The organism is Micromonospora sp. NPDC049230 (assembly GCF_040647875.1).
Classification (GTDB): domain Bacteria; phylum Actinomycetota; class Actinomycetes; order Mycobacteriales; family Micromonosporaceae; genus Micromonospora.
On sequence record NZ_JBEZCZ010000031.1, the window covers coordinates 65,624 to 89,718 of the forward strand.

The window sequence follows — 24,095 nt, forward strand, 5'->3', positions numbered from 1 at the left end:
GCGGGGGCGGACCGCAGGGGGCAGGGACGCGCACACGAAGTCGTGACCGGGCGGCTCCCGGCGACCGTCCGGAGTCGGACGGCGCGGCACACACCTCGGCGTGTGCCGAGGGGCGGGGGAGCGGAGCGGGGTCAGCTCACCAGACTGAGTCGTGGCTCAGCGGGGCTGACCATCGGCCCGGCCACGACTGGGAGGATCGCTATCTCGCACAGCGATCACCTCCTGCAAGTCGGGCGGGCCGGAACGTCGATGATCGTACACCTGCGGCGCCGGCGAGACGCACTCGGCCGACCGGGCGGCGACCCCTCCACCGCCCGGGTGGCGAGGCGATCTCGACCGGCCGGTCCGCACGACCGTGACCAGCACCGCGGCGAGCAGCGGCAGCCAGCAGAAACGCGCCAGCACCCAGCCCGGGTCGTCCGGCACGGTGTGCAACCCCGGCAGGGCCAGCCCGCCGCGGGCGGTCAGCGCGGTCACCGCCACCAGCACCGGCTGGTGACTCAGGTAGATCCGGAACGCGGAACGGTTCACCTCGGTCACCGCCCGGCCCGGCAGCGGCCGGGACAGCAGCCGCTCCAGCGACGGCCGGGCGAGCAGCCCCAGCCCCACCTGGGCGACCGCCAGCGCCACGGCCAGCAGCGACGGCGGATTCAGGTTGGAGAACCCGGCCCCGGGCACGCCGACCGCGCTCACCGGGTAGCCCAGGGCCAGCAACGCGACGAGCGCGGCGGCCCCGCCGGCCGCGAGCGTGCCCGCCGCCCGTCGGCCGGCCAACCGCCCGTCGGCGTGCGCCACGCCCAGCAGGTACGGCACCGACCAGGCCGCCACCACTGTGACCGGTGGCAGGTGACTGCCGGCCGGCAGCAGACGCACCGCCAGGTCCGCCGCGGCGACCACCGCCACCGCCGGTACGACGCACCGGACCAACCCCCACCGGCGTACGGCGGCGCGCAGCGGCCCGGTCATCGCGATCAGGAACACCAGCGGCAACAGGAACCACAACGGACTGATGGCGAGCCGCAACGCGACGGCGAGCGTGTCGTCCGGGGTGCCGACCACGGTGGCCGCGAGCAGGACGGCGGCACCCACCCCGAGCAGCGCCAGCATCGGCAGCAGCAGCCGACGGAGCCGACGGGCCAGCCACCCGCCCGTGCCCGCCCCGGAACGCGCCAGTGACCGGGTCGAACCGAACCCGGCGGTGAAGAAGAACAGCCCGAGCGTCTGCAACACCCAGGTCACCGGGGCCAACCCGGGCATCGCGGTCAGCGGGCTGGCCTGGCGCAACCCGCCAACGTCGGTCAGCACCAGCCCGGTGACCAGCCAGTGCCCCAGCACCACCCCGCCGATGGCGTACGCCCGCAGCGCGTCGACGGTACGGTCCCGGCTCACCGCGCGTCCCCGACCCGGTCGGCGTCGACACGGCCCGCCACCGCCGCCGTCGCGACAGGCGTGGCGCTGCCCCGCACCACCGCCGCCGTCGCGACGAGCGTGGCGCTGCCCGGGGCGAGGTAGCCGTCGTGCCCGGCCACCCCGCCCACCGGCAGGGGGCGGGCGCCGAACGCCGGGTCACCGGGGCGGCGGCCGAAGCCGAGGCCGGGCAGCCGGGCCGGCGGAACCCGGCGGATCCAGTCGGTGGGCGCCTCCGCCGCCCAGAACCGCCGCCCGCCGGGCAGGTCGTCGGCGCGCTGCACCCCGGCACCGACGCCGCCGAGGCTCACCACGTCGGTGACCTGGGCCGGGGCGTCCGCCGCCGCCAGGGACACCACGAGCGCCCCGTAGCTGTGCCCGACCAGGGTGATCGTCGCCGCCGGACGTCGCGCGGCCAGTTCGCGCAGCAGCACGGCCAGCCCGGCGGCACCGCGTCGGGCGCTGACGCCGCCGGCGGCCGTCAACACCCCGTCGGGCGGGTCGTAGCCGAGCCAGGCCAACACCGCCACCCGCGCCGCCGGGTCGCCGGCCCGCACCTCCCGGTAGAGCTGCCCGGCCTGCACCGCCGGCGCCCGCCGGGCCACCCCGCCCAACCCCCTGTCGAAGTCGGCAAGGGTGCTGCCCACCCCCGGCACCAGCACCGCGACCCGGTCCGCGTCGGCCAGGTCACCCAGCACCTCGACGGCGCGGCCGTCGCCACGCGTGTCGAACGACAGGAACCGACGCCCGTCGGCCGCCCAGTCCGCGTACGGCGGGCCGGCCGCGCGCATCGCCGTCGCCGTGACCGGGTACGCCTCCACGAACCCGGCCGCCGCGACCGGCTCGGGTCGGATCGGCAGGACCAGGTTCACGCCGAGCAGCGCGGCCACCGCCACACGGCTGGCACCTCGTCGTCGCATGTCGTTCTCCCTCCGGAATGTCGTCCGGAGGCAGAGTGCGGGGGTGGACGCCGCGCGGTCGTCATCCCTCGGAGCCGTCCGCGGGCTGGCTCCACGGGGCTACTCGCCGGCGGCCACCAGACCCGTCTCGTACGCCAGCACCACGGCCTGGGCCCGGTCGCGCAGGCCCAGCTTGGCCAGGATCCGTCCGATGTGCGTCTTCACTGTCTGCTCGGCCACCACCAGGTCGCCCGCGATCTCCGCGTTGTTGCGACCCCGGGCGATCAACCGCAGCACCTCGGTCTCCCGGGGGGTGAGCCCGGCCAGGTCGGTCGGGCGGGGCCGGCGGCGCTCCGGGCGGGCCGCGAACTCGGCGATCAGGCGACGGGTGACCGCCGGGGCGAGCAGCGCGTCCCCGGCCGCCACCACCCGCACCGCCTGCACCAGATCGGCCGCCGGGGCGTCCTTGAGCAGGAAGCCGCTGGCCCCGGCGCGCAGCGCCTCGTACACGTAGTCGTCGAGGTCGAAGGTGGTGAGGATGAGCACCCGGGGGCGCTGCGCCGACCGGTCGCCGAGCAGCTTGCGGGTGGCGGCCAGCCCGTCCATGACCGGCATCCGCACGTCCATCAGCACCACGTCCGGGTCGAGCCGACGGGTGGCGGCGACCGCCTGCGCGCCGTCGGCGGCGTCACCCACCACCAGCAGGTCCGGTTGGGCGGCGAGCAGCGCACCGAAGCCCTGCCGGACCATCGCCTGGTCGTCGGCGATCAGCACCTTGATCACGCGTCCCCGCCCTCCACGTCGTACGGCAGTTCGGCCGCCACCGCGTAACCCCCGTCGGGCAGTGGCCCGGCGGTGAACGTACCGCCCAACGAGGTGGCCCGCTCCCGCATACCGGTCAGGCCGTGCCCGGAGCCGCCGTCGGTGGTCGGTCGGACGTCGGCCGGGGAGTTCTCGACGCGTACCCCCAGACCGGACCGACCGGCACGGACGGTGACGCGCACCGCGGCGCCGGCCGCGTGCCGGGCCGCGTTGGCCAGGCCCTCCTGCACGATGCGGTACGCGGCCAGCCCGACCGGCGCGGGCACCTGCCCGTCGTCCACCCCCTCGGTGTCCAGGGTGACCGGCAGGCCGGCCCGGCGTGCCGCGCCGACCATCGTGCCCAGGTCGGCCAGGTCGGGTTGCGGTGCGGTCTGCGGGCCGGCGGAGTCGCTGCGCAGCACCCCCAACAGCCGCCGCATGTCGGTGAGCGCGTCACGGGCCGAGGCGGCGATGGCGACGAACTCGGCGGCTACCGGCGCCGGCACGTCGGTCAGCCGGTACGGGGCGGTCTCCGCCTGCACCGCGATCAGCGACATGTGGTGCGCCACCACGTCGTGCAGCTCGCGCGCGATCCGGGTGCGCTCCTCCAGCACCGCGCGGCGCTCCTGCTCCCGCTCGCTCAGCTCGGCCTGCGCCGCCAGCGCCCGCCGGGACAGCCGGTTACGCCGGATCAGGTCGCCCACGATCGCCAGCGCCCCGAGCAGCGCCAGGACGGCGGCCCGGTTCTCGGGGTGCACCAGGGTGAGCACCGGCACCGCGGTGATCGCCACCACCCAGGCCAGCACCGGCCGGTCGACGCGCGCGAGAACCACAGCGACCACCGCGATCGACCCGAGCGCCAGCGGCGGCGTCCACGGGCCGGGCAGGTCGGCCGGGGCGTTGAACGTGCAGACCAGCAGGGCCAGCACCGTCAGCCGCCAGGCCAGCAGCGGACGCCGGGGCAGCGCCAGCAGCGGCGCCACGGTCATCGCCGCGAACAGCACCGCGATCGGCATCGGCAGGCCCCAGTCGCTGCTCCCCACGGCCAGGGTGATCCAGAAGTCGCCGAGCGCGGCGAGTAACCCGACCGGGGCGGCGTAACGAGCCAGCCTGGGCCACCGGGCGAGCAGCGGTCGGCCCGGCGGGGCGTCCGGGCCCAGCAGGGTCTGGCGAAGGGCCCGGAGGGTCACGACGGTCGGTTGCCGGTTCACCACCGGGAGGCTACGGGCCGACACCCCCGCGGGGCGTGCCACCAGGGGTTGATCCCCGCGTCGTACCCCGGTGTGACACGACTCCCGTTAGCGCTTACCTGCCGGTAACGCCTAGGCTCCGACGCGTCCGTGCTGACCATTCGCAAGGGGGAACCGTGGCCCGTACCGTGCTGGTGACCGGGGGTAACCGGGGGATCGGCCTGGCCATCGCGCAGGCCTTCGCCAAGCAGGGCGACCGGGTGGCGGTCACCCACCGCAGCGGCGAGGCGCCCGAGGGGCTGTTCGGCGTACGCGCCGACGTCACCGACGCGGCCTCGATCGACGCCGCGTTCGACGCCGTGGAAGCCGAGCTGGGGCCGGTCGAGGTGCTCGTCGCCAACGCCGGCATGACCGCCGACACGCTCCTGCTGCGCATGACCGAGGAGCAGTTCACCGGGGTGGTGGACACCAACCTCACCGGCGCGTTCCGGGTCGCCAAGCGGGCCTCCGGCAAGATGCTGCGCGCCAAGTGGGGCCGCATGATCTTCATCTCCTCGGTGGTCGGTCTGGCCGGCGGTGCCGGGCAGGTCAACTACGCCGCCAGCAAGGCCGGCCTGGTCGGCGTGGCCCGCTCGATCACCCGGGAGCTGGGCAGCCGCAACATCACCGCGAACGTGGTGGCACCCGGCTTCATCGACACCGACATGACCGCCGGCCTGCCCGAGGACCGCAAGGCGGAGATCCGCAAGTCGATCCCGGCCGGCCGGATGGCCAGCCCCGACGAGGTCGCCGGGGTGGTCACCTGGCTGGCCTCGGACAGCGCCGGGTACGTCTCCGGCGCCGTCATCCCGGTCGACGGCGGCCTCGGCATGGGCCACTAAACCCTTTTGACTACGGAGGAAATCTGCGATGTCCGGACTGCTCGCCGGTAAGCGGCTGCTCGTCACCGGTGTCATCACCGACGCCTCGATCGCCTTCTCGGTGGCGAAGATCGCTCAGGAGAACGGCGCGCAGGTCGTGCTCACCGGCTACGGCCGGCTCTCCCTGGTCGAGCGGATCGCCAAGCGGCTACCCGAGCCGGCCCCGGTCATCGAGGTGGACGTCACCAACACCGAGCACCTGGCCGGCCTCGCCGACCGGGTACGCGAGCACGTCGACGGCCTCGACGGTGTCGTGCACTCGATCGGCTTCGCCCCGCAGAGCTGCCTGGGCGGCGGCTTCCTCGACGCCCCCTGGGAGGACGTGGCGACAGCCCTGCACGTCTCCACCTACTCGTACAAGTCGCTGGCCATGGCGGCGCTGCCGCTGATGTCGCCCGGCGGCGCGGTGGTCGGCCTGACCTTCGACGCGACGAAGGCGTGGCCGGTCTACGACTGGATGGGCGTGGCCAAGGCCGGCCTGGAGTCCGCGTCCCGCTACCTCGCCATGCACCTGGGCAAGCAGGGCATCCGCAGCAACCTGGTCGCCGCCGGGCCGCTGCGCACCATCGCCGCGAAGTCCATCCCCGGCTTCGACCAGTTCGAGGAGACCTGGGCCGAGCGCGCCCCGCTGGGCTGGAGCCTCACCGACCAGGAGCCCGCCGCCCGCGCCTGCCTGGCGCTGCTGTCGGACTGGTTCCCGGCCACCACCGGCGAGATCGTCCACGTCGACGGCGGCTTCCACGCCATCGGCTCCTGACGCTGCACCGTGACGCCCCCTGGTCACCGTCCGCGTGATCTACACGTCCGGACCAGGGGGCGTCGCCGGGCGGTCCCGGCCGAGGGGCAAGAATGACCCCATGTCGTACGACGCGGTGGTGCTGGTGTCCTTCGGCGGGCCGGAGCGGCCCGAGGACGTGATGCCGTTCCTACAGAACGTGACCCGGGGTCGAGGCGTGCCGCCCGAGCGGCTGGCCGAGGTCGCCGAGCACTACCAGCACTTCGGCGGGGTTTCCCCGATCAACCAGCAGAACCGTGAGTTGCTGGCCGCCGTCCGCGCCGACTTCGCCGCGCACGGTGTCGACCTGCCCCTCTACTGGGGCAACCGCAACTGGGACCCGATGCTCGCCGACACCGTGACCCGGATGCGCGACGACGGGGTCACCCGGGCGCTCGCCTTCGTCACCAGCGCGTACGGCGGCTACTCGTCCTGCCGGCAGTACCAGGAGGACATCGCCGCCGCCCGTGCCGCCGTCGGCCCGGACGCCCCGGTGATCGAGAAACTGCGCCAGTTCTGGGACCATCCCGGCTTCGTCGAGCCGCACGCCGACGCGGTCCGGGCGGCGCTGGGCAAACTCGACCAGGCGAAGCGGGACACCACCAGGCTGGTCTTCACCGCCCACTCCATCCCCAGCTCGATGGCGGCCAACGCCGGCCCGCACGGCGGCCGGTACGAGGCGCAACTGCACGAGACCGCCCGGCTCGTGGCCGCGGCCGCCGCCCCCGACCTGGCGTACGACCTGGTCTGGCAGAGCCGCTCCGGCCCACCACAGATGCCGTGGCTGGAACCGGACGTCAACGACCACCTGGCCACGCTCGCGCAGGGCGGCACCACAGCGGTGGTGGTCAGCCCGATCGGGTTCGTGTCCGACCACCTGGAGGTCGTGTGGGACCTGGACACCGAGGCGCTGGAGACGGCCAGGCAGCTCGGCCTGGACTTCGTCCGGGCCGCCACCCCCGGCACCGACCCGCGCTTCGTGACCATGGTGCGTGAGCTGGTCACCGAGCGGACCGACCCGGACGGCGCGCAGTTGCGTCGCCGCCTCGGCGAACTGCCCATGTGGGACACCTGCGCGACAGTGTGTTGCGTGCCGACCCGTCGCCCGACCTCCGCTGGGAGCACCCATGCATGACCGCAAGCCCGTGCAGAGTTGGCTGACCGACATGGACGGCGTGCTGGTGCACGAGGGCCAGCCGGTGCCCGGGGCACCGGAGTTCATCAACCGGATGCGCTCCTCCGGCAAGCCGTTCCTGGTGTTGACCAACAACTCGATCTACACCCCGCGTGACCTGACCGCCCGGCTGAGCCGGATGGGGCTGGACGTGCCGGAGGAGTCGATCTGGTCGTCCGCGCTGGCCACCGGCCAGTTCCTCGCCGACCAGCGGCCGGGCGGCACCGCGTACGTCATCGGTGAGGCCGGGCTGACCACGGCGCTGCACGCGGTCGGCTACGTGCTGACCGACTTCGCCCCGGACTACGTGGTGCTCGGTGAGACCCGCACCTACAGCTTCGAGGCGATCACCAAGGCCGTCCGCCTGATCAACGACGGGGCGCGGTTCATCTGCACCAACCCCGACGTGACCGGCCCGTCAGTGGAGGGCGCCCTGCCCGCCGCCGGCTCGGTCGCCGCGATGATCTCCAAGGCCACCGGGGTGGAGCCGTACTTCGTCGGCAAGCCCAACCCGATGATGATGCGCTCGGCACTCAACACGATCAACGCGCACTCGGAGAGCACCGCGATGATCGGCGACCGGATGGACACCGACATCCTCTGCGGCCTGGAGGCCGGGTTGGAGACCATCCTGGTGCTCACCGGGATCAGCAGCCGTACCGAGGCGGAGCGCTACCCGTACCGCCCGTCGCGGATCATCAACTCGGTCGCGGACCTGCTCGACGAGATCTGACCGCCCTCGTTCCGCCGCTCGTCCCGGGGTTGGTCGTGGTGCCGTGCCCGGGTTGGTCGTCGTGCTGTCCCGATGATCTTCGCCCGTCGCGTCCGCGCCGTTGATGATCGCCGTGCCGGGCATCGCTGGTGATCGTGCTGCAACCAGGATGTCAACACCGTTGCGTTGGGGCTGTAGCCGGCGGGTCAACCCGGGACAGGAAGTGCGAGATCGGCGAGCGGGTGGGGCCCGGCTTGGCGATCATGGAGTTGTGGTGCCGACTTTGGGGGTTTTACGGGCGTTCTGTTACCCACCACAACTCCATGATCGGCGGGGCAGTGCTGGTCGACGAACAGCTGTGCTCGAAGGAGGATGACCACTGCATCTCGGTCAACACCGTTGCGTTAGGTGGAACGATCATGGCCAGCGTGGGGCGGTGCGGTGGTGGCGTGGCGGTGCTCCGCTGGCGCGTGGGGGTGCGTCAGGGGCGCAGCGGGGCGTTGCAGGCGGCCACCAGCGCCTGGCGGCAGGCCGTGGTGAGGGGGCGCAGAGCCGCGTCGCGCTGCTGGGCCTCATGGTTGTTGATCGCGCCGCCGGGCGCGGCGTGCCCGGCCAACGCGAGCACCCGGTCGAGCACCGCGGCGCGGGCGAAGAGCCGCCGGGCTCGCGGGTCGAAGCCCGGTGGCAGGTCGGTGGTGCCGTCCGGGCGGCGCAACGCGGCAAGCGCACCGGCCAACTCCGGCCGCCACTGGGCCACGTCGAGTCGGGTCAGCGCGGCCGTCGTCTCGGCCAGCGCGGCGGCCAACTCGGCCTCCGCCTCGGCGGCGCCGGGCAGCGCGAGGGAGGCGGCCGGCGCGTTGGCCGGCAGCGGGTAGACCCGCCAGAGCACCGTCTCGAAACAGTCCCCCGAGCCGGAGGTGTGCATCCGCACCTGGGGGATCAGACCGAGACCGCCGGCGACCACCGCCTCGCCGGTCACCAACGCCGCACCGGCGAAGTCGCCGGGGCCGGGCAGCCCCCGCGGGTCGCCCGGCGCGGGCAGCACCAGGCGGATCTCGTCCGGGGAGAGCTTGGCCAGCGTGGGTAGCGCGGCGCTCAGCGGGACATCGGTCCAGGTGCCGGGGGCATCCGCAACGAGGTGCTCCTCGTCGCCGGCGATGGCGTCGGCGACCTCGTCGTACGGCACCAGGCCGGCGCGCCACGCGCGCACCCAGGCGACGAACCGGCTCGACCGGCGCGGCGTGAGTGTGGCCGCGCCCGCTGCGGGGGTGGACATGCCGAAAGGGTACGTGGTCACGACCGGCCCTGTCTCGACTGCCGCTCCGGTCGCCCGGCCTGCCCCGAACTGCCCCGTTAGCCCGGAATTCCTTCCTGCTTGATCGACGCCGCCGGGCCCCCGGGCTGGGGTGCGGGCGGGTGTGTGGCGGGGAGGGGCAGTGCAGGAGCGGGGCGGTGTGTCGGGGGTGGGGGCGGAGGGCGTGGGGGTTAGCGTGATCGACATGGCGGGGCGATACGGCGAGGACGTGTTGGCGGGAGACTGGCGGCGGCGGAAGGTCACCCCCGAGGTGGACGCCGAGCCGGATCTCGTCGTGGAGGATGCCGACTCCGGGTTCTGTGGAGCGGTGGTGGGCTTCGAGGCCGGCGCCGTGGTCCTGGAGGACCGGCATGGCCGACGACGCAACTTCCCGCTGCTGCCGGCGGCGTTCCTGCTCGACGGTCGCCCGGTGACGCTGCGCCGCCCGAGCCGCGCGCCGGTGCCGGCGGCCCGTCGACGGACGGCGTCCGGTTCGGTGGCGGTGGACAACGTTCGCGCCCAGGTGGCCAAGGCCAGTCGGATCTGGGTGGAGGGCATCCACGACGCCGCGCTGGTCGAGCGGATCTGGGGTGACGACCTGCGCATCGAGGGCGTGGTCGTGGAGCCGTTGGACGGCATCGACGCTTTAGACGCCGAGGTACGCGACTTCGGCCCCGGCCCGACCCGACGCCTCGGCGTGCTGGTCGACCACCTGGTGCCGGGCAGCAAGGAGAGTCGGATCGTCGCCCGGGTCAACTCGCCGTACGTGCTGGTCACCGGCCACCCCTACGTGGACGTGTGGCAGGCGGTGAAGCCGAAGGCGCTGGGCATCGCGGCGTGGCCGGTGGTGCCACCGGGGCAGCCCTGGAAGGAGGGGGTCTGCGCGGCCCTCGGGGTGGCCGAGCCGGCGGCGATGTGGCGGCACATCCTGTCCCGGGTGGACAGCTTCGCCGACGTGGAAACGCCCCTGATCAACGCGATGGAACGCCTGATCGACTTCGTCACCGAACAAACCTGACCTGCCTCGACCTGACGCCCGGCCTCGTTGATCGACTCGGATTTCGGGAAGTCGGGGTGTTCGGGACGATCCGACACCCCCGCTTTCAGGAAACCGAGTGGATCATGCCTGGAGTGGTTGGCCTGGGGCGCAGGTAGGGCGGCGCAGGTAGGGCGGCGCCGGGACGGGCGGCGCCGGGCTCAGGGCTCCTGGTCGGGGGTGCGGGTGTAGACGAAGGTGGCGATGTCCAGCGCGACCGCCCGGCCCTGCTCGTCGCGGCGCACAGTGAGGATTTCGCCGTCCTGCACGCCGGCCCGGCCTCGCCAGCGGTCCGGGCCCTCGGCGACGAAGTGGAGGGTGGGTGCGCCGACCGGTCCGGCGCGTAGGTCGCCGGCGGCGTCCGCGTACACCTGGATCATGGTGCCCATCCACCACCAGGGGCCGGTCAGCTCGGCCAGTTCGGCGGGCGGCGGGGCGGTGGCCGGCCGCCACGGGGTGACCGGGGCGGGTTCGGCGTCCAGCACCAGGGTGAGCAGTCGTCGTCCGAGCGCGCCGAGGTGCACGGTGCGCAGGGTGTACGCGTTGACCAGGCCGACCACTGCGGTACGGGTGGGTCGGTGCACGGCCAACGAGGCCCCGTAGCCGGGCATCGAGCCGCCGTGGCCGACGTACACCCGGTTGCCCTCCCGGAAGAGTTCCAGCCCGAGGCCGTGCCCGTGGGTCCAGGCTTCCAGGTCGCTGATCACCACGGGGGAGCACATCTCGGTAAGGGTCTCGGCGGACAGCACCGACGGGTCGGGGTCGGCCAGGAACGCGGCCCACCGGCCCAGGTCCTCGATCGTCGACCAGAGCTGCCCAGCGGGTGCCATCGCACCGGTGTCGGTACGCGGCTCCTCGCGCAGGGTGTCGTGCCAGGGGTGGACGACGTAGCCACGGGCGAACGGCTCGGTGGCCGCGTACGTGGTGCGGCGCATGGCCAGCGGGGTGAGGATCCGTTCGTCGAGCAGGTCTGCCCAGGGCGTCCCGGTGAGCTGTTCGAGGAGGCCGCCGAGCAGCCCGTAGGCCAGGTTGGAGTAGTGGTAGGTGGCGTGCGGCGGGTAGGCGATCTTGTCGGTGGTGACACCGGTGCGCAGGGTGGCCAGGTCGACGCCGGCGGCCCGTTCCCACCAGTCGCCCTCGGGCTCGCGCTGGAGGCCGCTGGCATGCGCGAGGAGTTGGCGCAGGGTGAGGGCGCCGACGCCGGTGCCGGGGAGGTGTTCCTCCAGCGGGTCGTCGACGGAAAGTCGGCCGGCGTCGCGCAGTTGCATGATCAGGGCCGCGGTCATCGTCTTGCTGATCGAGCCCAACCGGTACTGCAGGTCGACGTCCGGACGGGGATGCTCACCGGCGGTGGCCAGGTGCACGAGCGCGCCGTCGCGGACCACGCCCAGCACCAGCGACGGGGCATGACCGTCGAGCTGCGCCTGGGCGACCTGGGCGTCGATCTGTCGGGCGGTCTCGGGGAGCAGGGTCAACGGGATCTCCTCGGGTCGTGCTGCCGAATCAGGGCCGGGCTGCCGAATCAGGGCCGGAGCCGCCGAATCAGGGCCGGAAAGGGATTCGCCGAGCCTACTGATCTTCCTGGGGAGGCCGCGCGTGCGTTCGCGTGTCACGATCGTGGTGTGGACGCCGTGGTGTGGATCGTTTTGGGTGTACTGCTGGCCGTCGCCGAGATCTTCACGACGACGCTATTTCTGATCATGTTCGCGGCCGGTGCGTTCGCCGCCGGCGGTGCCGCCGCCCTGGGTGCGCCGGTGGCGGTGCAGGCGCTGGTCTTCGCTGTGGTGTCGGCGCTGAGTCTGTTGGTGGCCCGGCCAGCCCTGAGGCGGCACCAGCGTTCGTCGCTGGAGAGCGGCGAGCAGCCGTTCGGTGTGGAGGCGATCGAGGGTTCCACGGCCCTGGTGCTGGAGCGGGTGGACGCGGACCACGGCCTCGTCAAGATCGACGGTGAGTTGTGGACCGCCCGGCCGTACGACACGACGCAGACGTTCGACCCGGGTCAACGGGTTCGGGTGATAAAGGTCCGGGGTGCGACAGCCCTGGTGTGGCAGGACGACGTTTCTTCCGCCGGCGAGCTGCCGGAAGCGAGAGGGTGAACGGAATGACGATATTGGGTGTGCTGGTGATCGCGGTGGCGTTGATCGCCGTGATAACGCTGGCCAAGGCGGTGCGGATCGTGCCGCAGCAACGCCAGGATGTGGTGGAACGGCTCGGCAAGTACAAGCGCACCCTCAACCCCGGCCTCAACCTGCTGGTGCCGTTCATCGACGCGGTGCGCACCAAGGTCGACATGCGGGAGCAGGTGGTCAGCTTCCCGCCGCAGCCGGTGATCACCTCGGACAACCTCGTGGTCTCCATCGACACGGTGCTCTACTTCAAGGTGGTCGACTCGGTCCGGGCGACCTACGAGATCTCCAGCTTCCTCCAGGCCATCGAGCAGCTGACCGTCACCACGCTGCGTAACGTGATCGGCTCGTTGGACCTGGAGCGCGCGCTGACCAGCCGGGACGAGATCAACAGGCACCTCTCCGGTGTGCTGGACGAGACCACCGGCCGCTGGGGCATCAAGGTGACCCGGGTCGAGATCAAGGCGATCGAGCCGCCGGCCAGCATCCGTGACTCGATGGAGAAGCAGATGCGCGCCGAGCGGGACCGTCGCGCGGCGATCCTCACCGCCGAGGGCCACAAGCAGTCGGTGATCCTCACCGCCGAGGGTGACAAGCAGTCCGCGGTGCTGCGGGCCGACGGTGACCGGCAGGCCCGGATCCTCCAGGCCGAGGGTCAGGCGAAGGCGATCCGGACGGTCTTCGACGCGATCCACCAGGCGAACCCGAGCCAGAAGGTGCTCGCCTACCAATACCTGCAAGCCCTGCCGCAGATCGCGCAGGGCAGCGCCAACAAGGTCTGGATCGTCCCGGCCGAGCTGACCAAGGCACTGGAGGGGATGGGCGGCGCGCTCGGCGGGTTGAGCCAGATGGTGGGGGATCTCCCCGCGCCGGAGGCGGCCGAGCACGCGAGCCAGGTCGAGCGGGAGGCCGCGGCGGCGGCGCAGGCCGCGGCGGACGCCGCCCAGCAGATCCACGACGAGGTACGCGTCGCCGAGGCGCAGGCTGCCGGCGGCAACAAGCCGCAGGGGCTGCCCGCGCCGGAGCCGGTGTCCCCGGCCAGCCTGACCGAGGACCCGGCCGACCAGCGCGAGCGCGGCTGATCCAGGACGCCGGCCGTCCGGCCGGATAAATGCGAGAAAGGCTCATGGGGCGCTCCGACGCCTGCCACGATCGGTCCTAGGACGGGTGGTGACCAGGCAATCGGGGCGCCCCGGCGCGTTCCGCACCACTCGCGGACGAGCGAGGTGACGCATGAAGGATCCGGCGAATCGGATGTGGTCCTCGGCCCCGGTGCCCGGCGCGCACGACCCGGTCGCCCCGCTGGGGTCCCGCAGCACCGGTGGCGGGTTCGGCGTACTGCCGTTCGTCGGTGAGCCGACCCCGGGCGGCCCGGCCACGAACGCCAGCTGGGCCTGGTCGGTGCGTCGGTTCGCGCGGGCGGCCGTGTGGCTGCTTCCCGCGTACGCCATCCTCTACGGCGCGGTGGCGATGGCCAGTGACGGCGGGGTGGGCAACGACCCCTATCCGGCCGACGGCCGGGCGGTGTACCTGATCGGTTGGGTGGCCGCGGTCTGGCTCGGCCTGCTCGCGCTGCTGGCCCTCACCGGGCTGCTCGCCGCGACCCGCAGCCGTCGGGTGGCCGCCGCCGGGCTGCTGGTCAGCATCGCCGGTACCGTGCTGATGCTGCCCTTCGCAGGGCTCGCCGAGCAGACGCCGGTCTTCGGGACCTCCGCGCGGTCGCTGGTCCTGCTCGGCGCGACGTTCTACAGCGTGGGCTGGTTCCTGACCGGGTGGGCGGTGGCTCGCTCGGGCATGTTCAGTCTCGGCGACGGCGTCATGTTGATCATCGCCGCGCCCCTTCTCGGCCTGGGGGGCGCTCTGATCGGTTCGCTCCAGACGTTCGGCGCGATCTTCGTGCTGATCGCCGGCATCGGCATCGGCTACCGTTCCGGTCGCCTGATGCCCCGCGAAACCGCCCGCGACGCGGCCAGCGCCAGTCTCTCCACCCCGGCCCCGCCACCCACCGCCCCGGGGGGCCCTATTTCCGCCGCCTGAGTCTTTTCGACGAAAAGCCGGCACCGGTGTCGACCCGGCCCCGGCGGAAAATGGCCGATCCCGTCGAACTGTGCTCGCGGGAATGGTGGTTCTCCGAACTGTCGGATCCTTGACCTCCGCGCTGGCGGGCGCGGATCGCGGTCTGCCCTTGTCGACGTCGTTACCGCTACCCGTCGACGGCCGTGCGGCGGCCGACGGGTTCGCGACGGACGTCGCCATCGATGTGCGGAGGTGCCGGAGGGTGCTCCGTTGCTGGTGAAGGCATCGGTCGGCGGCCCAGGTCGCGCCGGGGCGACGGCCGGGCGTCGGTCTGGTCGCCGCGATGTCGACTCCCCCGCGCGGGGCTCCACCCCGGGCCCGGGGGTGCGGTGGAGGAAAGCACACAGCCCATGACGCCCCATCCCAACGGCGCGGGACGGGTCCGTTTGGTCATTGTCGAAGGACGCAACGTGGAGTTGACCCGTCGATGGACCGTGCCACCATTGGTGCTCAATTCCCGCCGATGTCGACATTCCTGGAGCAATATCGTGGCTGCGCTTCCCCGATTGACCATACTGCTCTGCGATAGCGATGACGCCGCCGCGGGACGGCTCTACCAGGAACTGACCTCCAGCCCGCTGGTGGAGCGGGTGATGGCTGTCGGAAGTCTCGCTGACGCCGTCCGGGAGGCGGGCGCCGGCACATTCGACGTGATCGTCGTGGACCCGCTCAGCACCGATCTGGTGCAGGCCGGCAGGTTCGCGTTGTCCCAGTCGGGCGAGGGGGCGGCCGTGGTGCTCTACGTCGACCTGGCGCGGGTGGAGGAACATGCGACGTTTTACCACGGTGACCGGAGCCGTCTGCGGGACGCGTTCACGCTCGACAAGCGGACGCCGCCGGAGATGCTGGCGGCGGAGGCCGACGTGGTCCTGACCAACTGCCAGGCGTTCCGGCTGCTCGCCAGCAGCAGGTCCAAGGCGGATCGGCTCCTCGACGAGGTGCGCGACCGGGCGACCACCAGCGGCGACGACGAGTTGGAACGGCTTGTCGACGACGTCGACCAGGCACGGATCCTGGAACACGTGCGGCCCGACTCGGGTCTGGTGCGGCCGAAGGTCGCCAGCAACACCGTCTTCCTGTCGTACCGGTTCAAGGAGGAGGACGGGTTCGTCCGGGGCCTCAGCGGGCTGTTGGAGGACAACGGTTTCACCGTGATCACCGGTCGGGCCGCGGACGGGTACGTGGGAATGGCGGTGCTGAACAGGATTCGCGAGTGCGAGTTCTTCGTCTCGTTAATGACCCGGTCCCGGCAATTTGCCGAGCCCGGAGAGAAGTTCGCGACCAGCGCCTGGTTGATCGAAGAGAAAGGTGCCGCCCTCGCGTTCAGTAAGTACATGGTGCTGCTGGTGGAGGAGGGGGTGGACGACATCGGCGGGCTGCACGGCGACTGGCAACGGCACGAGTTCACCCCGCCCACGTTCACCACGGCGGCTCGGGCCGCTGTGCAGCAGTTGCGCAACCGCAGCGGCCGGCCGGACTGAGCTTCACCCGTGATTTGCGCTCTCCTGGCGCAGGGATGGCCGTTCGGTTCGGATAATGCGGGCTGACGGCCGGTGGCGTCTGGCTTTTTGGTCTGCTAGTCCTGGCAAAAGAGGTGCGGTGCTTACAGATCGTGAAACAACCCGGGCGCAAACAAGCCATTGTCCTGCGTCATTACCCTACTATCGGGTCGACGGTAACTCTGACTTCGTCGGAGGACGTTGTGGCAGAGACGATCGGCGAGGCGGGCAAGGGTGGCATCCTGCGAGCGCAATCAGGTCCGACGGGTGACACGTCTCGGTGCCAGTCCCCGCACTTCGAGTGTGAGCGACACCGCCGTGCCGCGCTGGCGGCCATCCACGCCGGTCAGCTGCCCCTCAAGTTCGCGTACGCCGGAAGTGCCGCCCACACCCACGACGCCTACGCCCGCACCGACGACTACCTGAGCATGCTGACCTCCGCGCGCCACGAAGCCGAAGCCCTGCTGGCCGCTCGGACGCTGACGGCCGGGGCGCTGGCCGTCGCGGAGATCGGCCCGGGCAACGGCAACCGCAGCAGCGCCTTCCTCAACCGGCTGACCAGCCTCGGCCACCCCTGCCGGCGTTACCTCGCGTTGGACTTCAGCGCCACCCTGCTCGCCATCGCCTGTCACCGGCTGGCCCACTTCGCGGCCGGTCAGATGAGCGTTGACTCTCACGTGTGGGACATCGAGGCCGGCTCCTCCGAGGGGGTCGAGCGGTGGCGGCCCGGGCCCGACCCGGTGGTCGCCTGCCTGCTCGGGCACACCCTCGGCAACCTGGAATGCCCGACCGCCGCCCTGGCCAACATCAGGGCCTCACTGCGTCCGCGCGACGTGCTCGTGCTGAGTGTCGTGGTGGGCCGGCCGGACGAGCCGGCGGAGACGGTGCTGGCGCCGTACCGGTGCCCGGAGTTCCGCGGCGCGGCCCTGGAGCCGCTGCTCGCCGCCGGCCTGCCCGAGGCCGACCTGGATTTCGTGCTGCGCTGGCGGGACGGGGCGGTGACCGGCGAGGCGGTGCTGCGCCGACCGGGTGTCCTGGACGGCACACGACTGCCGGCGGGCCATCGCATCCGCTGCTTCCAGTCCCGCAGATTCAGCTATCCCGACGTCATTGCCGCCGTCCGGGACGCGGGTTGGCACATCCGGCACGCGCAGTTGGCGTCCGGAAGCCACCATTTGGTGATCACGGCGTCGCGAGGGTGAGGGAGTGGCGGACATGACCGAGCGAAAGGGGGCGCCTGAGAGGGTCACGCCCGCCGACCTGATCGACAGGGCGCGGCGGGCCAGCCTCTTCTATCGGGCCTCCTACGAGGGGACCGACCCCAACTGCGTGCGGCTACCCGGCGCGGCGATGGACGAGTTGGTGCAGGGGCTTGTCGCCGGGGTGCACGACGAGCTGTGCCAGATCGTCCCGTACACCACTGCCGGTCGTCCCGCCGACCCGTTCTCCCGGGCGTTGTTCCGCCAGTTGGCACGGCGTGCGACGGTACGCCGCATGTACCTCGTGCCGGGCGAGGACGTGGGCTCGGGGGAGATCGACGAGCAGTTGGCGGAGGACCGCGCGCACGATCTGGACGCGGTGATGGTGCCGGTGTTCATCGCCGGCGAACGTCCGTTGGTGCCGATGACCGACATGTGGCTGATCGACGGTCAGGTGGTGGTCCGGCAGGAGGTGGGCGGGGACGGCCTGGCGTCCTGGGTGGTCAGTGGTCACTCCGAGGAGGTGACCCGGGCCCGCCTGCTCTGGGATCGCCTGATGAGCCGGTCGTGCCTGCCCGACCGTGGCCGACCGCGTCGGCCCGGCCCGGAGCTGACTCGCTGGCTGCTCCAGTCGGCCAACATGCTGTACGCGATGGCGCCGATGTCCTGCGGGCCGTCGCACCTGGACCGGCACAGCTGCTCCTGGTACCACCAGTCGTGGCAGTATCTGCGCCTGTTCGACATGGTCAGCAGCCCGCAGTGGCACGCGGAGTTCTACGCCGGGCAGTTGGCCGAGGCGGTCCGTCGGGGCGCGCGTCGGGTGCTGATCAGCGGCACCGCCGACTACACCATCCTCGCCTTCCTCCTGGAGGCGGTGCGGTCGGCGCTCGGTGGCATCCCCGCCGACCTGGACGTGCACGTGCTCGACATGTGTCAGACGCCACTGCTGGCCTGCGACTGGTACGCCAAGCAGATCGGTGCCCGGGTGGAGGTGCACCAGGCCGACGTGACCTGCCCCGACGCGGTCGCGCGGCTCGTCGAGGGTGGCCGGTTCGACCTGGTGTTGGCCGACGCGTTCCTGACCCGGTTCAACCGCGCCTCGGCGGACGCGGTGATCAGCAGCTGGTCCGCCCTGCTGAATCCGGGCGGTTCGGTGATCACCACAGTCCGGTTGCACCCGGGCAACGAGTGGCCCAGGGACGACGAGGAGCAGGACGGCCGCCACCGGGTGTCCGACCTCGTGGACGATTTCGAGCTGCGGTTCCGGGAGCGGGCCGCAGGCTGGCGCGGGCTGCTCTCGGTGGAGCTGGACGAGCTTGCCGACGCCGCCCGCCGGTACGCGACGCGGATGGCCAGCCACGACCTCGGTGACGCCGACGAGGTGCGGGCGGCGTTCGACCGGGGTGGCTTCCAGGTGTCCGATGCGGACGTTGAGTCCGTCCACGGGGAGCTGGTCCGGACCCAGTACCTCCGACTGCGCGTGGACCTGCCCTGCGACAGCGGGAGGACTGGCGGTTAACATTTACCTGTCGTGGTGACGTGGTAGACCCACGGTGATCGCCGAAGGGGGGGTCGGTGCCCGACTATTCACCCTGGCTGGCCGTCAAGGCTCTCGGCCCCAAGCCGGGCGCGTACGAGTTGCTCACCGCGGCCCACAAGGACCTCACCGCCCAGACCGCCATGCTCGACGAGCGGCCCGCCGCGCTGCGGGTCGTCAGCGCGACTGCGGAGTTCCGCGACAGCGTGGGGCACGAGTTGGTCGTCCGGGTGGAGGCGATGGGGCACACCGCCGAGGTGCGGCTCTCCGAGCACGTCGTCCGGACCACGACCGAGGGTGACGGGGCACACGGGGTCACGCCGTTGGTGCTTGTCGCGTACGCCCTGCAAAAGGATCCGTTCGGTCTCCGCTGGCGGCCTCGGCGGGTCGGGCACGCCGAGCTGCCCTCGGCCGACGCGATGGAATACTACGCCCAGCTGGACCGGCTGACCGACAGCCGCACCCAGGTGGAACGGCAGCTTGAGGCTGGCCGGGACGTGCTGGTGATCGGCGAGCACGGCTGCGGCAAGTCGGCGCTGGTGGCCAACATCGCCGACAAGCGCCGCGCCGACGACGGCATCGTGTGGCTCAACCTCGGTGATCCGGCGGACGGTCCAGAGTCGATAGTGCTGGCTCTGCTGGAGCAGGAGCGGAGTCGCTCCGGCCGTTACCTGGTGGTCCTGGAAAACCTGCACGCGAACCCGCTGGTGCTCAACGAGTTGTTCGACTGCGTGACCCGGCTGCGCTCGGACTTCGGGCTCAGGGTGCAGGTGCTCGCGACGAGCTACAAGGTGGCGGGCCCGACCCTCGCTGGTGGCGAGCCGACTCGTGAGCTGCGACAGGTCCTCGCCGAGGGCGGGCCGTTGGTCAGCCAACTGCTCGTCGACAGTGACATCGACGAGGCGCACTGGCAGACGATCCGGCGACTGGCACAGGACGACGTGCACATCGCGTTGACGGCGATCCACCTCTACGGGCTGCACGGCGCCGTGCCCACCGAGGCGGACCTGGAGGCGTATTACACCCGGCAGGTGACAAGCGACGACCAGCGCGAGGTGCTCTACCGGGTGGCCTGCCTGGGTGTGCTGGAGCTACAGATGGCCACCCGGGAGGCGGGTCCGCTGCGGCAGGCGCTTGAGCGGTTGCGCGACGACGGCCTCATCTACCAGATCGACGGCGCCTACCTGATCGGCTCGCGCCGTCGGGCGCAACTGGTGATGAACCACGCCCGTCGGCACTGGGACGCCGACCGCCGGTGGAAGAGCCCGGAGCGCAACGTGTGGCTGCACCTACAGCGCGGCGGGGAGCGCCTGATGAAGGCGACGCTGAGCCGGCTCGACCAGTTGGTCTCGCCGGATGCGGCACGGACCGACACCCTGCACCTGCTCAGCACCTGGGAGACGCTGATCCGGCTTGGCCGTTGGCTCGGGAAGCGCAGCCAGGCGGACCGCTCCTGGAATGACAATTCCGGCGCCGCCGTCTTCGCCGCGAGCGCGTTGAACCAGCTCAACCACGTCGACTCCTGGTGGGAGATCGCCGGCGTGGTACGGCCCCGGTGGAGCTACGAGGCACCCGGCTGCAAGCTGCCCGTGCCGGTGGGCGACGTGACCGCCGACTACGAGGACTTCGAGAAGATCCAGCAGTCGATGGCCACCGAGGACGCCCTCCTCGGCGCGGCACCGCACCTGGCCGGCATGCGCGCCGAGGAGTTGGACACCGACCAGATGTACCGCAACTGGGTGCTCGGTCTCCTGCTCGGCTTCGAGGGTTCCGCGCCCGCCGTCCACCAGGACCAGCAACGGATCGACCTTCTCATCGGGGTGGCTCGCGAGGCCCAGCACGAGGACGGCTACTTCTACCCGGCGCGGGTGCCGTGGGTGACCGCGCGGGTGGTCCTCGGTCTCACTCAGGCCAACCTGCGCATGGACCACCCGGTGGTCCGGGACGCCTGCAACTGGCTCCTGCGGCAGGTGTCCGCGGGCGGGTCGTTCGACAACTGGTGGCGCAGCGGCACCGGCACGTGGAACCGCGACGAGGCCACCACCGCCATGTGCCTCAGCGCGCTCGTACGCGCCGGAGTGTCGCCGACGCGGCCGGAGATGGAGACCGCGCACGCCTGGCTGGTGGGGCGTGAGGGGGAGTGGACCACCCCGGGGCGGGAGATCGACATGGCGCAGGCGCTGGAGGCGACGCTGCTCTGCACCGGAGCCGCCAACGGCACCCAGGAACACCTCAGGGCGCTGTTTCAGCGGATTGCCAGCGAACAGCGGCACCCGACGCTGCTGTCCACAGCCCCCGAGGAGCGGCTGCGCATTCCGTTCGTGGCAGCCCAACTCGCCGACATCGTGTGGCGGATCGTGCAGTTGGAGAGCCTGAAACTGTTCGGTGACGTCATCAACCAGGGTCGGCCCGAGCCGTCCGAGCCTTCGGAGGTGGCAGTGGTGCCGCAGATCGTCACGTCGTCCGCCAACGGGGCGACCCTGTCCCGGCGCAATCTGCGTGCCTGGCAGCGGGGGTGCGAGCAGATCGAGGGGACGATCCGCGAACGGATCGCCAAGCGCGACGGGCCGATGCGGACGCCGGCGGTGGAAAAGGTGATCAATGAACAGTTGTCCTACCGGGCCCAGCTCACGGAGCTGACCAGCCTCCTGGACGAGCATGCCGACCGGGAGCTGTTGGAGCGGATCGACGCGCTCGGGCGCACTGTCTGCGGCGTCGCCTGGCCGGATCTGCCGTGGCCGGACGCGGGATCGGAGGCGGGCTCGTGAGCATCGCGGTGCCCGCGCCGTCGACGCTGAACTTCCTGGCCGGGCTCTTCGCCGGTGCCGGGATCAACATGCTCACGTCCGTCTCCACCGGCCCGGCGGGCACTGACGTCTCCACCGGCAAGATCGCGCTGGATTCGGCGCTCTGGGTGGTCGCCGCCGGCTTCCTGACCTGGGCGGCGCACCTGTTCCAGGCGGCCGAACGGGACGCCGACCTCTACATCGACCGTGACTTCAGCGAGCCCGAGAAGCAGGAGATCCGGCAGGAGTACCTGCGCCGGGCGTTGCGTCGCGCACGGCTGCCGTTGGCGATGACGGTTCTGGCGCTGGTGTGCGCCGTGCTCCTGTTGCCCGGGTTCATCCGCTGGAGCGGCGTACTGAGCGGTTGACGGCCGGGCCGCTGCCGTGGTTGTCGGTGAATTGCCTGACAATTGCCGCCCAGGCTGGCCGATTTCCACACTTCGTGGCAATCCTGGGGAGCATGGCCGCCTCCCGCTCGCCGCTGTCGCGGCTGTTCACCGTGCTGCTCGCCGGCGTGTTGGCCGGGCTCGTCCTGGCAGTCGCCGCGCTGCCGGGCAACCTGCTGCTCGGGCTCACCGCCCGCTCCGCGCTCGGGTCGTACGCCGCGTTGCCGGCCTCGCTGAAGACCCCGGCCACTCCGCAGCGCTCGTACCTCTACGCCAACGACGGCAAGACGCTGATCACCACGTTCTACGACGTGAACCGCACCGACGTGCCGTTGTCGGAGATCGCCCCGGTGATGCGGCAGGCGATCGTGGCGGCCGAGGACCGGCGCTTCTACGACCACGGTGGGGCGGACCTGCGCGGTCTCGCCCGAGCCCTGGTCGCCAACGTCAAGGGCGGCGGCACCGAGCAGGGCGGCTCGACGCTGACCATGCAGTACGTCCGTAACGTCCTCAAGACCGACCCCACCCGCACCGCCGAGGAACGCGCCGCCGCCACCGACCCCACCGTCGGCCGCAAGATCCAGGAGATCCGGTACGCGAGCGCGCTGGACAAGAACCTCGGCAAGGACGAGATCCTCGACCGGTACCTGAACATCGCCTACTTCGGCTCCGGCGCGTACGGGGTCGCGGCGGCCAGCCAGCGTTACTTCGGCAAGCCCCCGGCGCAGTTGACGCTCGCCCAGTCGGCCCTGCTCGCCGGCCTGGTGCAGTCGCCGGACGCGTACAGCCCGATCGACGGCGACAAGAACGACGCGCTGGCCCGCCGGTCGTACGTGCTGGACTCGATGGTCGCCACCGGTGCGATCACCGCCGCGCAGGCCGCCCAGGCCAAGGCGGAGCCGCTGGGCCTGCACCCCACCGCCCAGCCCAACGGCTGCACCGCCGTCTCCCAGGGGCACGACGACTGGGGTTACTTCTGCGACTACCTGCGGCGGTGGTGGGTCGCCCAGCCGGCGTTCGGGGCCACCGTCGCGGAGCGCGAGCAGGCCCTGCGCTCGGGTGGCTACACAGTTGTCACCTCGCTGGACCCGAGGATCCAGGCCAGCGCGCAGCAGCAGGCCACCAAGGTCTACTCCTACGGCAGCAAGCACGCCCTGCCGATCGCGGCGGTCCAGCCGGGCACCGGGCAGGTGTTGGCGATGGCGGTCAACCGGCACTACAGCCTGGCCGACAACCCGGCCGGGCAGGCGAACTACCCGAACACCGTCAACCCGTTGATCTCCGGCGGGGCCAGCGTCGACGGGTACCAGGCCGGTTCCACGTTCAAGCTGTTCACCATGCTCGCCGCGCTGGAGTCGGGCCGTACCCTCTCCACCGGCTTCGACGCGCCCGCCAAGCTACCCACCCGGTACGCCGCCGAGGGGCCGGGCAGCTGCGACGGTCACTGGTGCCCGGCCAACGCCAACCCGGACTGGATGGACGGGTACCGGATGATGTGGGACGGCTTCGGCCGCTCGGTGAACACCTACTTCGTCTGGTTGGCCGAGCAGGTCGGCCAGGACAAGGTGGTCGAGATGGCGCAGCGGCTCGGCATCACGTTCCGCGCCGACTCGGACGCCGCGTTCGCGAAGAACAACTCCGCGAACTGGGGTTCGTTCACGCTCGGCGTGGCCGCCACCACCCCGCTCGACCTGGCCAACGCGTACGCCACGGTGGCCGCCGAGGGCACCTACTGCACGCCGGTGCCGGTGCGTTCGGTGACCGCCGCGAACGGCGAGACGGTGCCGGTCGGGCAGCCGTCCTGCAAGCGGGTCCTCGACCCGGACGTCGCCCGTGCCGCGACCGACGCCGCGCGCTGCCCGGTGGGCCAGCAGTCGGCGTTCGGGCAGTGCAACGGTGGCACCGCCACCGGTGTGAACGACATCCTCGACGGCCGACCGGTGGCCGGTAAGACGGGTAGCTCGGAGCAGAACTCCACCGAGACGTTCGTCGGCTTCACTCCGCAGGTCGCGGTGGCCGGTATCGCCGCCAACCCGGACGACCCGGCCGACTCGGTGGGCTCGGCGGTGCAGGGCAAGGTGATCGACGCGGTTGCCCGGGTGATCGCCACCGCCGTCAAGGGACAGCCGGAGAAGGCGTTCACCGCACCCAGCCACGAGTTGGCCGGCGACGCGCACCGCCCCGTGCAGCGGCCCGCGGTCCCGGACCGCAGACAGCAGCCCACCACCGAGGACCCCCGCTCGGCGCTGCAACGCTGGCTCGACCGCCGCGGCTGACC

20 protein-coding genes are annotated in these 24,095 nt (G+C 71.8%); 14 read left to right on the forward strand and 6 right to left on the reverse strand.

Features of this window, described 5'->3' with window-relative positions:
• Positions 1 to 156: 156 nt before the first annotated feature.
• The 4 genes from AB0A95_RS23985 to AB0A95_RS24000 form a co-directional block, all read right to left on the reverse strand.
• Positions 157 to 1,389 (reverse strand): acyltransferase family protein, encoded by a 1,233-nt coding sequence (locus AB0A95_RS23985; protein ID WP_357557995.1) that lies wholly within the window; start codon positions 1,387 to 1,389, stop codon positions 157 to 159.
• Entirely contained in the window at positions 1,386 to 2,327 is a 942-nt protein-coding gene (locus AB0A95_RS23990; protein ID WP_357557997.1) for an alpha/beta hydrolase, read from the reverse strand. The genes AB0A95_RS23985 and AB0A95_RS23990 overlap by 4 nt, the downstream gene beginning before the upstream one ends.
• 99 nt (positions 2,328 to 2,426) lie before the next feature.
• On the reverse strand, positions 2,427 to 3,089 hold the full coding sequence (locus AB0A95_RS23995) for a response regulator transcription factor (RefSeq protein WP_357557998.1): 663 nt from the start codon (positions 3,087 to 3,089) through the stop codon (positions 2,427 to 2,429).
• Positions 3,086 to 4,318 (reverse strand): histidine kinase, encoded by a 1,233-nt coding sequence (locus tag AB0A95_RS24000; protein WP_357557999.1) that lies wholly within the window; start codon positions 4,316 to 4,318, stop codon positions 3,086 to 3,088. Before AB0A95_RS24000 ends, AB0A95_RS23995 begins: the two co-directional genes overlap by 4 nt.
• Positions 4,319 to 4,473: 155 nt before the next feature.
• On the opposite strand from AB0A95_RS24000, the gene fabG reads away from it, so the two are divergent.
• The 4 genes from fabG (at position 4,474) to AB0A95_RS24020 (ending at position 7,899) form a co-directional block, all read left to right on the forward strand.
• On the forward strand, positions 4,474 to 5,178 hold the full coding sequence (gene fabG, locus AB0A95_RS24005) for a 3-oxoacyl-ACP reductase FabG (protein ID WP_357558000.1): 705 nt from the start codon (positions 4,474 to 4,476) through the stop codon (positions 5,176 to 5,178).
• Between the two features lie 28 nt (positions 5,179 to 5,206).
• Positions 5,207 to 5,974, forward strand: a complete 768-nt coding sequence (gene fabI, locus AB0A95_RS24010) for an enoyl-ACP reductase FabI (protein ID WP_357558001.1) — start codon at positions 5,207 to 5,209, stop codon at positions 5,972 to 5,974.
• A gap of 100 nt (positions 5,975 to 6,074) precedes the next feature.
• On the forward strand, positions 6,075 to 7,127 hold the full coding sequence (locus AB0A95_RS24015; protein ID WP_357558002.1) for a ferrochelatase: 1,053 nt from the start codon (positions 6,075 to 6,077) through the stop codon (positions 7,125 to 7,127).
• Positions 7,120 to 7,899 carry an HAD-IIA family hydrolase gene (locus AB0A95_RS24020; protein ID WP_357558003.1) on the forward strand — a complete coding sequence of 260 codons (780 nt, stop codon included), beginning with the start codon at positions 7,120 to 7,122 and terminating at the stop codon, positions 7,897 to 7,899. Before AB0A95_RS24015 ends, AB0A95_RS24020 begins: the two co-directional genes overlap by 8 nt.
• A gap of 460 nt (positions 7,900 to 8,359) precedes the next feature.
• Here AB0A95_RS24020 and AB0A95_RS24025 read toward each other — a convergent pair whose 3' ends face one another.
• On the reverse strand, positions 8,360 to 9,154 hold the full coding sequence (locus tag AB0A95_RS24025; RefSeq protein ID WP_357558004.1) for a hypothetical protein: 795 nt from the start codon (positions 9,152 to 9,154) through the stop codon (positions 8,360 to 8,362).
• 223 nt (positions 9,155 to 9,377) lie between these two features.
• Here AB0A95_RS24025 and AB0A95_RS24030 point away from each other — a divergent pair, with 223 nt between their 5' ends.
• The gene (locus AB0A95_RS24030) at positions 9,378 to 10,190 is read left to right on the forward strand and encodes a DUF3097 domain-containing protein (protein ID WP_357558005.1); all 813 of its coding nucleotides are present in this window, start codon (positions 9,378 to 9,380) and stop codon (positions 10,188 to 10,190) included.
• Positions 10,191 to 10,369: 179 nt separating this feature from the next.
• Here AB0A95_RS24030 and AB0A95_RS24035 read toward each other — a convergent pair whose 3' ends face one another.
• A complete protein-coding gene (locus AB0A95_RS24035) occupies positions 10,370 to 11,683 on the reverse strand; it encodes a serine hydrolase domain-containing protein (protein ID WP_357558006.1) in 1,314 nt (437 codons plus the stop codon).
• A 147-nt stretch (positions 11,684 to 11,830) separates the two neighbouring features.
• Here AB0A95_RS24035 and AB0A95_RS24040 point away from each other — a divergent pair, with 147 nt between their 5' ends.
• From AB0A95_RS24040 to AB0A95_RS24080, 9 genes are all read left to right on the forward strand, one after another.
• A complete protein-coding gene (locus tag AB0A95_RS24040; protein WP_357558007.1) occupies positions 11,831 to 12,304 on the forward strand; it encodes an NfeD family protein in 474 nt (157 codons plus the stop codon).
• Positions 12,305 to 12,309: 5 nt separating this feature from the next.
• Positions 12,310 to 13,416 (forward strand): SPFH domain-containing protein, encoded by a 1,107-nt coding sequence (locus AB0A95_RS24045; protein ID WP_357558008.1) that lies wholly within the window; start codon positions 12,310 to 12,312, stop codon positions 13,414 to 13,416.
• A 151-nt stretch (positions 13,417 to 13,567) separates the two neighbouring features.
• On the forward strand, positions 13,568 to 14,371 hold the full coding sequence (locus tag AB0A95_RS24050) for a hypothetical protein (protein WP_357558009.1): 804 nt from the start codon (positions 13,568 to 13,570) through the stop codon (positions 14,369 to 14,371).
• Positions 14,372 to 15,003: 632 nt separating this feature from the next.
• On the forward strand, positions 15,004 to 15,891 hold the full coding sequence (locus AB0A95_RS24055) for a hypothetical protein (RefSeq protein ID WP_357558010.1): 888 nt from the start codon (positions 15,004 to 15,006) through the stop codon (positions 15,889 to 15,891).
• A gap of 221 nt (positions 15,892 to 16,112) precedes the next feature.
• Entirely contained in the window at positions 16,113 to 17,111 is a 999-nt protein-coding gene (locus AB0A95_RS24060) for an L-histidine N(alpha)-methyltransferase (RefSeq protein WP_357558011.1), read from the forward strand.
• Positions 17,112 to 17,124: 13 nt separating this feature from the next.
• Positions 17,125 to 18,627 (forward strand): class I SAM-dependent methyltransferase, encoded by a 1,503-nt coding sequence (locus AB0A95_RS24065; protein WP_357558012.1) that lies wholly within the window; start codon positions 17,125 to 17,127, stop codon positions 18,625 to 18,627.
• Positions 18,628 to 18,683: 56 nt separating this feature from the next.
• Positions 18,684 to 21,413, forward strand: a complete 2,730-nt coding sequence (locus tag AB0A95_RS24070; protein WP_357558013.1) for a prenyltransferase/squalene oxidase repeat-containing protein — start codon at positions 18,684 to 18,686, stop codon at positions 21,411 to 21,413.
• Positions 21,410 to 21,799, forward strand: coding sequence for a hypothetical protein (locus tag AB0A95_RS24075; protein WP_357558014.1), 390 nt, complete (start codon positions 21,410 to 21,412; stop codon positions 21,797 to 21,799). The genes AB0A95_RS24070 and AB0A95_RS24075 overlap by 4 nt, the downstream gene beginning before the upstream one ends.
• A gap of 26 nt (positions 21,800 to 21,825) precedes the next feature.
• Entirely contained in the window at positions 21,826 to 24,093 is a 2,268-nt protein-coding gene (locus tag AB0A95_RS24080) for a transglycosylase domain-containing protein (protein WP_357558027.1), read from the forward strand.
• Positions 24,094 to 24,095: the final 2 nt, after the last annotated feature.

Excerpts from the sequence above, each read along its gene's own strand:
- AB0A95_RS23990 (WP_357557997.1), bottom strand. The coding sequence starts at position 2,327 with ATGCGACGACGAGGTGCCAGCCGTGTGGCGGTGGCCGCGCTGCTCGGC.
- fabI (WP_357558001.1), top strand. The coding sequence starts at position 5,207 with ATGTCCGGACTGCTCGCCGGTAAGCGGCTGCTCGTCACCGGTGTCATC.
- AB0A95_RS24015 (WP_357558002.1), top strand. The coding sequence starts at position 6,075 with ATGTCGTACGACGCGGTGGTGCTGGTGTCCTTCGGCGGGCCGGAGCGG.
- AB0A95_RS24020 (WP_357558003.1), top strand. The coding sequence starts at position 7,120 with ATGCATGACCGCAAGCCCGTGCAGAGTTGGCTGACCGACATGGACGGC.
- AB0A95_RS24025 (WP_357558004.1), bottom strand. The coding sequence starts at position 9,154 with ATGTCCACCCCCGCAGCGGGCGCGGCCACACTCACGCCGCGCCGGTCG.
- AB0A95_RS24030 (WP_357558005.1), top strand. The coding sequence starts at position 9,378 with ATGGCGGGGCGATACGGCGAGGACGTGTTGGCGGGAGACTGGCGGCGG.
- AB0A95_RS24045 (WP_357558008.1), top strand. The coding sequence starts at position 12,310 with ATGACGATATTGGGTGTGCTGGTGATCGCGGTGGCGTTGATCGCCGTG.
- AB0A95_RS24050 (WP_357558009.1), top strand. The coding sequence starts at position 13,568 with ATGAAGGATCCGGCGAATCGGATGTGGTCCTCGGCCCCGGTGCCCGGC.
- AB0A95_RS24055 (WP_357558010.1), top strand. The coding sequence starts at position 15,004 with ATGGCTGTCGGAAGTCTCGCTGACGCCGTCCGGGAGGCGGGCGCCGGC.
- AB0A95_RS24065 (WP_357558012.1), top strand. The coding sequence starts at position 17,125 with ATGACCGAGCGAAAGGGGGCGCCTGAGAGGGTCACGCCCGCCGACCTG.